A 12274-nucleotide genomic window follows, 5' to 3' on the forward strand; every position below is an offset into this window, starting at 1 on the left:
TTTCATTATTTGTTTTCTCTCTTCACTACCTCCTTTATATATGATCTTAGACATAATTATTTCCTCATTATCAATACCTATCATTATACTGCAAAAGGAAGAACAAACCAATTGCAGTCGGTTATTTATTTTCATATTCATCAAATGACCAAAGCGGGGCTTGATATGCTTCAACAGTTAAATACGTCATATATTCATTAGCTGTTACTGTTAATACGTCATTAACTAATTCATACAATCTAACGTCACTGTCTATCTTCTTCCACTTTTTCACTTTAAGAAACTTCCAAATGTCATCATCTGTTACTCGGTCGTAGCCGAACATTTGGAACTCTTCTACTTTACTTTCTAAAACGACTTGTAACTGTCCGCGGTATGATTCTACCAAAGCCTCTCTATCTAACATATATAACATCTCCTTCTTATTTCAGCACGAAAAGTCGCTTTTAATCCCGCTCTAATGGACAGCAATAACTACTTTCAAGAGTACTCTCTTAAATGCTTGTCATTCTTGTCTCGTACGTGCATATAAATTATTGTAAATCATTCCACTGATTTTGAGAAGGTAGGAGAAGACCATGACGAGACAAAGCTTTTTAAAAGGCGCATTTATTTTAATGATAGCCGGCTTTATTACCAAAATTCTAGGATTTATTAATCGTATTGTAATGGCACGTATTTTAGGAGAAGAAGGCGTTGGCCTTTATATGATGGCCGTCCCTACATTTATTCTAGCAATTACATTAACACAAATCGGTCTTCCTGTCGCAATCGCAAAATTTGTAGCAGAAGCAGAAGCTGTGAATGATAAACAAAAAGTTAAAAAAATATTAACAGTATCATTAGCTGTTACATCTGTTATTAGTATCATTTTAACAATTGGAATTATGCTCCTCACACCTATTTTAGCAAAAACATTATTAACTGATGAACGAACGTACTATCCATTAATGGCCATTTTGCCTGTCGTTCCTGTTATTGCTGTTTCTTCTGTTTTACGTGGCTATTTCCAAGGGAAACAAAATATGAAACCTAGCGCTTACGCCCAAGTGATAGAACAAATTGTCCGCATTACAATTATCGCTATATGTATTCAATTATTTTTACCTTACGGCGTAGAATATGCTGCAGCTGGTGCTATGTTATCAGCCGTTCTCGGTGAAGTGGCATCGTTATTATTTTTACTCACTTTATTCCAGCGCGAAAAACATTTATCTATACGCTCGGGATTTTTCACTACTGTAAAGGAAAGCAAGGGGACATTTTATTCTCTTATGGATATTGCACTTCCAACTACAGGAAGTCGTTTAATCGGTTCCGTTTCCTATTTTTTTGAACCTATCGTCGTTATGCAAAGCTTAGCGATTGCCGGCGTTGCTGCCTCCGTCGCAACTCAGCAATACGGTATATTAAACGGGTATGCATTCCCGCTTCTTTCACTGCCAGCCTTTATTACATACGCTCTTTCTACTGCACTCGTTCCATCTATTAGCGAGGCAATGGCAAAAAGACAGCATAAATTAGTAGAACACCGCTTACAACAAGCTCTTCGGATCTCACTCATTACTGGCGGGTGGTCAGTCGTTATATTATACGTATTTGCTTCTCCTGTTTTAACTCTTATGTATGGATCGGATAGTGCAACAGCGTTCATCCAGCTTCTTGCACCTTGCTTTTTATTTCATTATTTTCAAAGTCCACTTACCTCTGTTTTACAAGCTTTAAACTTAGCACGTGCGGCCATGATGAATACGTTTATTGGTGCAATCGTGAAATTAATCGTTATTTTCGTACTAGCCTCAAGGCCAGAGTTTCAAATGATGGGGGTTGCCCTTGCAATTGCAGCAAATATCGTAACGGTAACATTTCTTCATTACGCTACTGTTTTAAAGAAAATTACATTTACCATTTACGCAAAAGACTATATTTTTGGCGGACTTGCCATCGGTATCGCAGGCTCCTTCGGTTTTTACCTTCATAAGTATATAGTTTTCTCTCATTCACTTGGCATACAAACATTATGGGAAATCACTTTAACAACACTCGTTTATATTGTGCTCCTCTTCATTTTCAAGCTCATTCGAAAAGAAGAGTTAAGTCGTCTCCCTATCATTCGAAAACTTTCATTTTTGAAGTAAACGGGCTTACTATGTCATATAGTAAGCCTCTAGTTTTCTTTCAAATCAACAAAAAATTGTCCATTTTGAAAGCTACAGTATAAAATTTTTGTTACATCGTTATAGCCTAAGTTTTTTAATTTTTCAACAAGCCACTCATCTGTATGTTCAATCATTTGTAAATGATTAGATTGAATTTCTCCATCGATAATAAGGGGAAGCGTAAACTGCAATGCATCCTGCCCACCTTTTTGTTTTTGAAAGACAGATAACTTCCCAGATGGTTCTAAAATAGCGTATTCTACATCCCGGATATCTCCAACTCCTTGTTCCCTTAATTGCATCATTAAATCATCTATATTATAACGTTGCTTTCTCATCTTCTTTTCATCAATCTTTCCTGCATTTACAAGAATGGCTGGCTCACCTTCTATTAAATGCCGAAAGCGTTGATACTTTAACGAAATAACTGACAAAATAATTTGTATACACATAAGAAACGTCATCGGAACTAATTGGTGCCAAAGTGATTTATCGGTATTTTCAATTGCGACTACTGCCATTTCACCAAGCATAATGAATACGACTAAATCTAATACACTTAGCTCTCCAATTTCACGTTTACCCATAAGACGAAAAATAATTAAGATGATGATATACAACAGCATCGTCCGGCCAATGATTGATACCCATTCCATTTCTACATCTCCTTTTTACGTATAGACTCCCCTATAAAAAAGAAAATAGTCTAACTTAGGCAAAAGGAAAATATGCTTGTATTAAAAAGGGGGAATGTATAAATGGATGGAACGAAAAAATTATCAACTGCAATCGGCTTCGGTATCGTTATCCTATTAATTCTCGCAACAGTTACTAGCATGATTATGGCTCTTTTATTAAAATTTACAGATTTGAATGAAGGAACATTAGCTGTTACTATTTTTATACTAGCACTTTTATCTATGCTTATATCCGGGTTTACTGCCGGCAAAAAAGCACAAGGGAAAGGTTGGCTAGTAGGCTTCACAACAGGACTTACATTCACTATACTTGTTTTTCTAGTTAACTATTTAGGTTTCTCTCAAACTTTATCGAACTCACAGTTACTTTATCAATTAGCATTAATGGGCGCGAGTACACTCGGTGGCATTTTCGGTGTAAATATGTCCAAACAAAATAACTAAAAAAAGCCCTGCACATTTCATGCAGGGCCTTCCTCATTAGTTTTTCACAACTTCACGAATCGCATTACGATCGAAAGTTAAGTGTGAGCCACCAGATTTAATAACAATTTTCGTTTCATCTACTGATTCGATTGTACCGTGTAAACCACCGATTGTTACGATAGCATCACCTTTTTTTAACTCACTTTGCATTTGAGCAACTGCTTTTTGACGTTTTTGTTGCGGGCGAATTAATAAGAAATAGAAAATCGCAAACATCGCAACGATCATAACGATATTCATCATACCTGGATTCATCTTTTGTTCCTCCTTTTAAATTATGTATTAGAAGTTTTTAGCATTCGGTTTATTAAAGCCATACTGTTCAAAGAATTCTTCGCGGAAATCGCCAAGACGGTCTTCACGAATAGCTTGTCTCACCTGCTCCATTAAGTTTAACAGAAAATGAAGGTTGTGATAAGACGTTAAACGAATTCCGAACGTTTCATCACATTTCATTAAGTGACGAATGTACGCACGAGAGTAATTTTTACATGTGTAGCAATCACAGTTTGGATCAAGCGGACCGAAGTCTCTTGCGAATTTCGCATTTTTGACAACTAGACGGCCTTCACTTGTCATACATGTACCATTTCGAGCGATACGAGTTGGAAGTACGCAGTCAAACATATCGATACCACGAATTGCACCATCGATTAATGAGTCAGGAGAACCTACTCCCATTAAGTAACGTGGCTTATTATCTGGAAGAAGTGGTGTTGTAAACTCAAGTACACGGTTCATAATATCTTTCGGCTCACCTACAGATAAACCACCTACCGCGTAACCAGGGAAGTCCATTGAAACAAGGTCTTTTGCACTTTGACGGCGAAGCTCCTCGAACTCTCCGCCCTGTACAATACCAAATAAACCTTGATCTTGTGGACGTTCATGTGCTTTTAAGCAACGCTCTGCCCAGCGGCTTGTACGCTCTACAGATTTCTTCATATATTCAAAAGTAGCTGGGAATGGTGGACACTCATCAAATGCCATCATAATATCTGAACCTAATGCATTTTGAATTTCCATCGCTTTTTCTGGTGATAAGAATAATTTATCTCCATTTAAGTGGTTACGGAAATGAACGCCTTCCTCTTCAATGCGACGGAAGTCACTTAAACTGAATACTTGGAAACCACCAGAGTCCGTTAAGATTGCACGATCCCAGTTCATAAATTTATGCAAACCGCCTGCTTCACGAATGATTTCGTGACCTGGACGTAGCCATAAATGATACGTATTACTTAAAATAATGCCAGAATCCATTGCTTTTAATTCTTCTGGTGACATTGTCTTAACTGTTGCAAGTGTACCAACTGGCATAAATGTTGGTGTATCAAATGAACCGTGCGGCGTATGCACACGTCCTAAACGGGCACCTGTTTGTTTACAAGTTTTAATAAATTCATAACGAATTGCTGTCATAATTTACTCCTTTTATTTGTTTCCCATTTTAGCGTGAGAGGCAACGAACATTGCATCACCAAAGCTAAAGAAACGATATTTTTCTTTTACTGCTTCATTATAAGCATGAAGTACATTATCTCTGTTTGCAAATGCACTTACAAGCATAATTAATGTTGATTTCGGTAAATGGAAGTTTGTAATTAAACCATCAATTGCTTTAAATTCGTAACCTGGGTACATAAAAATGTCTGTCCAGCCAGAAGCAGCACAAAGCTTGCCATCATGATCTGTCGCAATTGTCTCTAACGTACGAGTTGATGTCGTACCTACCGTAATGATACGTCCACCATTCTCTTTTACACGGTTTAATAATGCCGCCGTCTCTTCAGACATATGGTAATATTCTGCGTGCATATGGTGTTCTTCAATCGTATCAGCAGAAACTGGTCTAAATGTTCCAAGCCCTACGTGAAGTGTAATAAATGCTAACTCAACGCCTTTTTGTTTTAACTTCTCCAGTAACTCTTCTGTAAAGTGAAGTCCTGCAGTCGGCGCTGCTGCTGAACCGATTTCTTTCGCATATACTGTTTGATAGCGATCGCGATCTTCTAGCGTCTCTTTAATATATGGAGGAAGTGGCATTTCTCCAAGTTCATCTAAAATTTCATAGAAGATGCCGTCATATGAAAATTCAAGCTGACGTCCACCTTGATCTGCAGTTCCTGTGCAAGTTGCTTTTAATTTCCCTTCGCCAAAAGAGATAACAGTTCCTTCTTTTACACGTTTCGCTGGCTTAACAAGCGTCTCCCACTTATCGCCTTCTTCTTGTTTTAAAAGAAGTACTTCAATGTGTGCGCCTGTATCTTCTTTCACACCATGCAGACGAGCAGGCATTACTTTCGTTTCATTTAAAACTAAGCAATCCCCCTCATGTAAGTAAGAAAGAATGTCCGTAAAATGTTTATGCTCAATATCGCCTGTTTCACGGTCTAACACCATTAATCTTGATGTTTCACGCTCTTCTAATGGGACTTGTGCAATAAGTTCTTCTGGTAAATGAAAATCAAACAGATTAATATCCATAACTATATCCACCTATTTCTTATTTGAATCGATTTATTATATACATAATAAAAGATAATACAATACTTAACACAATACATGTGATGACAGGAAAATAAAAGGTAACGTTTCCTTTTTTCACAAAAATATCGCCTGGAAGCCTTCCAATGAACTTCCAAGCTAAGCCAACAACGATAAGTAAGATACCTGCTGTAATAAGCAATTTTGGCATCTCCGTCATACTTTTGGCATCTCCATTCCGAAATGCTCGTATGCAAGTGGCGTTACAATTCGCCCCCTTGGCGTTCGTTGTAAAAAGCCAATTTGTAATAAATACGGCTCATACACATCTTCAATCGTATGAGATTCTTCTCCAATCGTTGCCGAAACCGTTTCTAATCCAACTGGACCACCACGGAACTTCTCAATAATACCAAGCAATAATTTATGGTCAATATGATCTAGACCTAATTTATCTACTTGCAGTAGCTCTAATGCCATTTGTGTAATTTCCATCGTAACCGTTCCATTACCACGAACTTGTGCAAAATCTCGTACACGTCGTAATAAACGATTTGCAATACGAGGTGTACCACGAGCACGTCTTGCAATTTCTAGTGCGGCTAACGAGTCAATTTCAACTTCGAATACTTCTGCTGTACGTTCAACAATCTCAGAAAGCTGATCTACTGTATAATACTCTAATCTTGAAAGCACACCGAAACGGTCACGAAGCGGCGCTGATAACGCACCTGCACGCGTCGTTGCTCCAACTAATGTAAATGGCGGTAAATCTAAACGTACAGACCTTGCTGACGGCCCTTTTCCAATTACAATATCAAGGCAAAAATCTTCCATCGCAGGATATAGTACTTCTTCAATCGATCTATGCAAACGATGAATTTCATCAATAAATAATACATCCCCTGGTTGAAGCGATGTTAATACAGCTGCTAAATCACCTGGTCTTTCAATTGCCGGTCCTGAAGTTGTTCTAACATTTACGCCCATTTCATTGGCAATAATATTCGCAAGCGTCGTTTTACCAAGACCTGGTGGTCCATATAAAAGCACGTGATCTAACGTTTCTTCACGCATTTTCGCCGCTTCAATAAACACTTCTAAATTATGTTTCGCTTTATCTTGGCCAATATACTGACGGAGCGTCTGTGGCCGTAATGAATATTCTAAATCCGCATCTTCATATGCAGATTCCCCTGAAAGGAGACGTTCGTCCATTATACTCACCTCTTACCATTTAGTAAAAGACTAAGTGCCTTTTTAATATACTGATCCGTCGTCAATGATTCTTTTAATAACTCTGGTACAACGCGAGAAACTTCTCGTTCTGCGTATCCAAGTGCGCGCAGAGCTTCCAGCGCCTCATCAAGCTCAGCTGACGAACCTTTCTTCTCATCAAAACGTTCTTCGTCTGAGAATAAATCAACAAATGCATCTGGTACAACGTCTGCTAGTTTTCCTTTTAAATCTAAAATCATTTGGCGTGCTGTTTTCTTTCCGACGCCCGGGAACTTCACTAAAAACTTCTCGTCTTCATGTTCAATCGCTTGAACGACCTGTCCTGTTTGACCAGAAGCTAAAATTGCAAGAGCGCCTTTTGGTCCAATACCAGACACACCTAACAACTTTGTAAATAATAAACGCTCTTCACGTGTTTTAAACCCGTAAAGCGCCATAATATCTTCTCTCACATAATGATATGTATAGACACGGATTTCTTGCTTACTTCTTTGAAATACATACGGATTCGGTGTGAAAATTTGATAACCAATTCCATTATGATCAATTACGACATATTCCGGTCCTACATACTCCACGTAACCTGTAACATATTCAAACAAAATACAATCTCTCCCTCTTAAATCATGTATTCCATTTTAACATATTTAATGATAGAAAAGCGAGACTGCCCCAACAAATGTTCTCTATTTGAAACTTCTGTTATTTTCCTACGAAAGCTTTCAATCCAATCGGAAAAGATATGCTAATTGATGAGATCGCAAAACAAATTTTAGATAAAAATAAATAAGAAAAAAGCAGCTCACCATGAGCTGCTTTCTTTCCTATTCTGTACTGCGTATTGCTTCATTTTTTCGATTGTCTTCACGAATCCTTCTTTTGACTTAATACGAATACCACGCTTCAACTTCGCCCGTTCATAACTCTCTAGCTTTTTCATATCAATTTGAAAAAAGGAATGAATCGCATTATCGCTTTTCGGTACACCTTTGAAAATTTGTAATATCCCTTCCTCTGACACTCCAAAATAACCGCTCGTTTTTAATAACGGAGAAATATCGTCAACTTTCTTTTGTAATACGATTTGTACATCATCACGATCAACGAGCTGCCATTCTTTATACTGCTGTAAAAACTTTTCTAAGTCTGCTACTTTTTCTGTAAAGATTTCCTCACTTACTTCTCCATCAACATACATTCGCTCTAATAAAATTGTAACTTGAGGGTCTTTCTCTGTTACTTCTGGTACTGGCCCTTCCGCCTTCGCATTCGTTCCATAAACGAAACAAAACATCATAACGAAAGCTTGCATCGTAATCAGTATCCATTTCATTTCCGTTCACCTCTTTTAGGCAAGATCATACTTTCATTAGTAGTTTTTCCGGAAATGGGGGTTTTATCCCTAATTCATAGATTACTCTCATTAAGACTTATAGAGTCCAATGATTTCTACCTATTTCGAAACATATTGATTACTTGAAAGCTTTTTTATATCTTTATTGGATTGTACCGTCGCTATATAGACTCCAATTAATACGATTGCCATTCCAACTATTTGTTGCCACGTAACAGCTGCTCCATATAGGACAACTGATATACAAGTAGCTACAATAGGAGTTAGATTTAAATACATACTCGCTTTGCTTGCACCTAACTCTTCTACTCCTTTATTAAACACGATATATCCAATTAACGTCCCGCATATGACCATATACAACATTTCTATCCACCCCTGTAAAGAAAACGTCCCAACCTTTCCCCATCCATCTTCATATAGAGAAAGGCCTGCTAAAAACACAGTACCCAATACCGTCATACTCATTGTAGTTAATAAAGGGGAGACACCACTCATAACTTTTTTTCCTGTTAAGCTATATAACACCCCACAGATTAAAGCAGCTATAAATAAAAGATCGCCCTTATTAAATGACAAAGACATAAGTGTATTCATTGAACCGCTCGTAATAACAACTATTACACCGATAAGAGACAACATTAAACTCATTCCGACTTTTATACTCCAAGACTCTTTAAAAAATAATATTGCTCCTAAGGTTACAAAAACGGGCATTGTAGCAATAATAAGCGAGCCATTCAAAGTGGAAGTATAGTTAAGTCCCATAAAGAAAAAAACATTGTAGCCAAAAATACCTGTTAATGATACAAATAACAGCCCTTTCCAATTCTTTAATAACAAACTTGTATTCCACTCAGATTTCATAAAAACTATGCCCATTAAAATACAACCCGCTAAACCAAAACGAATTGTTGCCGCTGTAATCGGTGGAATTTCAGTAATAACATGCTCTGCTGTTGCAAAAGAGCCACCCCAAAATAAAGGAACAAGTAACATAATGACATACATACGATTTATTTTTTTCATTTTTATTACCCCTTTCAAGTAAACAAGTTTAAAAGTTTAAACTTGTTTACTTGTTAGTTAAAAAAAATTAATAATTCGATTCTATTGCTTGAAGTAAATCCTTCACCTGTTTTAAAAATTCTCCGGCTATTATAGAATAAAAAATTTCTTTTCCATGTCGATCCGCTACAATTAGTTCTGCTTGCCTTAAAATTTTCAAATGATGCGAAACAGCTGGTCTAGAAATCCCCATTTTATCTGTTATTTGCGTTACATTCATCTGTTTGTTTTCTAATAACAGCATAATAATTTGTTGACGATTCTCATCTCCTAATGCCTGAAATATAGGTGTTACAACCTGAAATTTCTCTAATACAACTTCTGTATTTCTACATTCAAAATTCTCCATATCCTATTCATCCCAACCTTATATATATAAAAAACATGTAATATATTACCATTAAATAGTAACTCTTTCATTCGCAGTTGTAAATAACTTTATTTTCAGACTCTTTTTCGATAAAAAAAGGAAGATTGGATTCCTCCACTCTTCCCATTACATTCATATAAAATGAAAGACGCCTGCAAAACAGGCGTCTTGATGCGTTTACGGCGAGAGACCAGGCGACCACATTCGCGTGTTTAGCACTTAAGCATATCTCTCGTCTTACGTAAATTAGCTCATCGCTTTGCTAATATAACATTAATAAAGTATAAGTGCAACATGTTTATAAAAATATTTTATTTCCTCTTTCATCCAAACAAATTATATGTAAATTATAAATTGATAAATGCAATATATATGTTACAATTAATATAACAGCAAAATCATCATAAACAGGAGATGGATATTGTGAAAAAAATAAAAGATGAACGTCTCATTCTGCAAACATTAAAAAATATACGTATTACCTTTCTTTTTCAATCACTTGGTATAATTGGAATTTTAGGCTATATCGGATTCACTGAAGGACTAGATCAAATGACGAAATCTCCATTATGGCTATTATTTATTCTTACGAGTATTGTGCTTAGTTATTTACAGTTAAGCATTTCAATCGATGTAGAAGAAAGCGAAAAGGACATACAATTAACTCCTTATTATAAACTTGTCTTTCGCTCCCTTATCGTTGGGATTGTTATGGCTATTATTTATATTATTTTCAGTCCAGAAAGACCTCTCTTTGAAGCTATTTTAACAGGCAGTATTCTCTTCATATGCTTTTTAGTATCTTACTCCGTTAGTTATTTTATAAAAAAGCGTCGTTTACAAGACGACGATGAATAAAGAGGAAGGGCTGCCCTTCCTCTTTTATTTCGCTATCGTACTGTACCAGTTAAACCGTAACGAATGTCTCGGAACATATTTACTATGTCACGATTAAAGTCGTTTGTAACTGTACCGTTACGTAAGCGTGTACTCATTGCATCGACACGAGTAAACATGTCATTTCTTACAGAAACATATACGTTTCTGTTTCCAACTTCATTTGCAACAGCTTGACGAATTTCGTTCGCCATCGCCGTTTCATTTGTCACTGTATTACGTGGTTTTACTGCAATCGCTACATCGTTTCCATATACAACTGTAGACACGCGGTCCACGTTATTCATACGTTTCACACGATTCGTAATTCTTTCTGCAGTTTTACCATCATTGTTAATGTATGAATTGTTCATTGTAATATTACGTGTTGGATGCGGATTAGCAATTTGACCGTTGTAATTTACATCACGGTAATAGTTGTATCCTGTATCGTTACGACCATTTCTATATGTTACATAGTCTGTATAACGATCGTTACGCGTCACATTATCACGATACTGGTGAGTATCATTATAAGATGTACGCTCGTAATTGTAGTTACGTCCATCCATTGCATTGTTTTTTGGTGTACCACATGCAGCTAATGCACTAGTAACTAACAAAGAAGCAGCAATCACTTTTACTTTCGTATTCAATAGAAAAACCCCCTCTGTTAGAATGAACTTCTCTTCTGAAAAGCTCCCTCTTATGATGAGTAACAGAGCAGGTTTTTACACTGTTAATATTTCACTGGGAATTTTCTAACATTTGATATAGCTCTTCCGTTTTCAGAACGACTTTACATACAAAAAAGGTGGGAATAATCATCCCACCTTTTTTTAAACTTCTTCTTCATCTTCTTCTTCTGAAACTGGCTCCCCAAATACATTTGGTGGATCTGGTTGATAATACATCGTTCCTGGCTGTGGTGCATATGCTGATTGAGTTGGTTGATAATATAAAGGATTCGCGTATTGCGGCCCTCCAGGTTGTGGACTATATAGCCTACTCTCTCCACCGCATCCACAATCTTCCTCTCCTTGCACAAGCGGCGGCATATTATTATCCATCGGCATCATATTTGGATTTGGCATAGACGTATACTGTGGTCCAAACGGCGCTCCTTGCTGATACGGCATACCATAGTATGGATTTTGTTGTTGATAATACGGATTCGGCGGCATCACATTCGGTGGTTGATTATTATCCATGATCGGCATCATATTTGGCATTTGATTGTTATCCATGATTGGCATCATATTCGGCATTTGATTGTTATCCATGATTGGCATCATATTTGGCATTTGGTTGTTATCCATGATCGGCATCATGTTCGGCATTTGGTTGTTATCCATGATCGGCATTATGTTTGGTATTGGGTTATTATCCATGATTGGCATTATATTTGGTGGTTGATTGTTATCCATGATTGGCATTATATTTGGCGGTTGATTATTATCCAACATTGGCATTATGTTTGGTGGTTGATTATTATCCAACATTGGCATTATGTTTGGTGGTTGATTATTATCCAACA

The 12274-nt window shown here is 36.8% G+C and carries 15 protein-coding genes and 1 pseudogene; 3 read left to right on the top strand and 13 right to left on the bottom strand.

The features are described 5' to 3' along the window. Positions 1-121: 121 nt before the first annotated feature. Positions 122-406 carry a post-transcriptional regulator gene (locus RTP99_RS11545; RefSeq protein WP_000886980.1) on the bottom strand — a complete coding sequence of 95 codons (285 nt, stop codon included), beginning with the start codon at positions 404-406 and terminating at the stop codon, positions 122-124. 172 nt (positions 407-578) lie between these two features. Here RTP99_RS11545 and spoVB point away from each other — a divergent pair, with 172 nt between their 5' ends. Then, a complete protein-coding gene (gene spoVB, locus RTP99_RS11550) occupies positions 579-2138 on the top strand; it encodes a stage V sporulation protein B (RefSeq protein WP_000198281.1) in 1560 nt (519 codons plus the stop codon). Between the two features lie 29 nt (positions 2139-2167). Here the strand turns inward: spoVB and RTP99_RS11555 are convergent, their stop codons facing one another. Then, on the bottom strand, positions 2168-2815 hold the full coding sequence (locus tag RTP99_RS11555; protein ID WP_000455381.1) for a DUF421 domain-containing protein: 648 nt from the start codon (positions 2813-2815) through the stop codon (positions 2168-2170). 102 nt (positions 2816-2917) lie between these two features. Between RTP99_RS11555 and RTP99_RS11560 the strand changes: the two genes are divergently transcribed. Beyond that, the gene (locus RTP99_RS11560) at positions 2918-3301 is read left to right on the top strand and encodes a TIGR04086 family membrane protein (protein WP_000349146.1); all 384 of its coding nucleotides are present in this window, start codon (positions 2918-2920) and stop codon (positions 3299-3301) included. A 36-nt stretch (positions 3302-3337) separates the two neighbouring features. Here RTP99_RS11560 and yajC read toward each other — a convergent pair whose 3' ends face one another. The 9 genes from yajC to RTP99_RS11605 form a co-directional block, all read right to left on the bottom strand. Continuing rightward, the gene (gene yajC / locus RTP99_RS11565) at positions 3338-3598 is read right to left on the bottom strand and encodes a preprotein translocase subunit YajC (protein WP_001068066.1); all 261 of its coding nucleotides are present in this window, start codon (positions 3596-3598) and stop codon (positions 3338-3340) included. Positions 3599-3625: 27 nt separating this feature from the next. Next, on the bottom strand, positions 3626-4765 hold the full coding sequence (gene tgt, locus RTP99_RS11570; protein WP_000125362.1) for a tRNA guanosine(34) transglycosylase Tgt: 1140 nt from the start codon (positions 4763-4765) through the stop codon (positions 3626-3628). A 12-nt stretch (positions 4766-4777) separates the two neighbouring features. Beyond that, on the bottom strand, positions 4778-5830 hold the full coding sequence (gene queA / locus RTP99_RS11575) for a tRNA preQ1(34) S-adenosylmethionine ribosyltransferase-isomerase QueA (protein ID WP_000354028.1): 1053 nt from the start codon (positions 5828-5830) through the stop codon (positions 4778-4780). Between the two features lie 19 nt (positions 5831-5849). After that, positions 5850-6050, bottom strand: a complete 201-nt coding sequence (locus RTP99_RS11580) for a DUF2905 domain-containing protein (protein WP_000138163.1) — start codon at positions 6048-6050, stop codon at positions 5850-5852. Further along, the gene (ruvB, locus tag RTP99_RS11585; protein ID WP_000344461.1) at positions 6047-7048 is read right to left on the bottom strand and encodes a Holliday junction branch migration DNA helicase RuvB; all 1002 of its coding nucleotides are present in this window, start codon (positions 7046-7048) and stop codon (positions 6047-6049) included. Before ruvB ends, RTP99_RS11580 begins: the two co-directional genes overlap by 4 nt. A gap of 5 nt (positions 7049-7053) precedes the next feature. Beyond that, entirely contained in the window at positions 7054-7671 is a 618-nt protein-coding gene (gene ruvA, locus RTP99_RS11590) for a Holliday junction DNA helicase RuvA (RefSeq protein ID WP_000464508.1), read from the bottom strand. 200 nt (positions 7672-7871) lie between these two features. Further along, positions 7872-8402: a BofC C-terminal domain-containing protein gene (locus RTP99_RS11595; protein WP_000871209.1), complete on the bottom strand. Its 531-nt coding sequence runs from the start codon at positions 8400-8402 to the stop codon at positions 7872-7874. 120 nt (positions 8403-8522) lie between these two features. Beyond that, a complete protein-coding gene (locus tag RTP99_RS11600) occupies positions 8523-9452 on the bottom strand; it encodes a DMT family transporter (RefSeq protein WP_000723578.1) in 930 nt (309 codons plus the stop codon). Positions 9453-9519: 67 nt separating this feature from the next. Further along, positions 9520-9840, bottom strand: coding sequence for an ArsR/SmtB family transcription factor (locus RTP99_RS11605; protein ID WP_000426920.1), 321 nt, complete (start codon positions 9838-9840; stop codon positions 9520-9522). Between the two features lie 444 nt (positions 9841-10284). Here RTP99_RS11605 and RTP99_RS11610 point away from each other — a divergent pair, with 444 nt between their 5' ends. Then, on the top strand, positions 10285-10719 hold the full coding sequence (locus RTP99_RS11610) for a hypothetical protein (RefSeq protein ID WP_000721236.1): 435 nt from the start codon (positions 10285-10287) through the stop codon (positions 10717-10719). A 32-nt stretch (positions 10720-10751) separates the two neighbouring features. Here the strand turns inward: RTP99_RS11610 and RTP99_RS11615 are convergent, their stop codons facing one another. Together RTP99_RS11615 and exsA are read right to left on the bottom strand one after the other, a co-directional pair. After that, the gene (locus RTP99_RS11615) at positions 10752-11393 is read right to left on the bottom strand and encodes a YhcN/YlaJ family sporulation lipoprotein (protein WP_001093542.1); all 642 of its coding nucleotides are present in this window, start codon (positions 11391-11393) and stop codon (positions 10752-10754) included. Positions 11394-11576: 183 nt separating this feature from the next. Then, positions 11577-12274 (bottom strand): annotated as a pseudogene (gene exsA, locus RTP99_RS11620) (spore coat assembly protein ExsA); the annotation flags it as partial.

It is taken from the genome of Bacillus sp. (in: firmicutes) (assembly GCF_031983925.1).
Classification (GTDB): Bacteria; Bacillota; Bacilli; order Bacillales; family Bacillaceae_G; genus Bacillus_A; species Bacillus_A pacificus.

Bases quoted from the DNA above. Each gene is read 5' to 3' on its own strand.
- RTP99_RS11545 (WP_000886980.1), bottom strand. From the start codon at position 406: ATGTTAGATAGAGAGGCTTTGGTAGAATCATACCGCGGACAGTTACAA.
- spoVB (WP_000198281.1), top strand. From the start codon at position 579: ATGACGAGACAAAGCTTTTTAAAAGGCGCATTTATTTTAATGATAGCC.
- RTP99_RS11555 (WP_000455381.1), bottom strand. From the start codon at position 2,815: ATGGAATGGGTATCAATCATTGGCCGGACGATGCTGTTGTATATCATC.
- RTP99_RS11560 (WP_000349146.1), top strand. From the start codon at position 2,918: ATGGATGGAACGAAAAAATTATCAACTGCAATCGGCTTCGGTATCGTT.
- yajC (WP_001068066.1), bottom strand. From the start codon at position 3,598: ATGAATCCAGGTATGATGAATATCGTTATGATCGTTGCGATGTTTGCG.
- tgt (WP_000125362.1), bottom strand. From the start codon at position 4,765: ATGACAGCAATTCGTTATGAATTTATTAAAACTTGTAAACAAACAGGT.
- queA (WP_000354028.1), bottom strand. From the start codon at position 5,830: ATGGATATTAATCTGTTTGATTTTCATTTACCAGAAGAACTTATTGCA.
- RTP99_RS11580 (WP_000138163.1), bottom strand. From the start codon at position 6,050: ATGACGGAGATGCCAAAATTGCTTATTACAGCAGGTATCTTACTTATC.
- ruvB (WP_000344461.1), bottom strand. From the start codon at position 7,048: ATGGACGAACGTCTCCTTTCAGGGGAATCTGCATATGAAGATGCGGAT.
- RTP99_RS11595 (WP_000871209.1), bottom strand. From the start codon at position 8,402: ATGAAATGGATACTGATTACGATGCAAGCTTTCGTTATGATGTTTTGT.
- RTP99_RS11600 (WP_000723578.1), bottom strand. From the start codon at position 9,452: ATGAAAAAAATAAATCGTATGTATGTCATTATGTTACTTGTTCCTTTA.
- RTP99_RS11605 (WP_000426920.1), bottom strand. From the start codon at position 9,840: ATGGAGAATTTTGAATGTAGAAATACAGAAGTTGTATTAGAGAAATTT.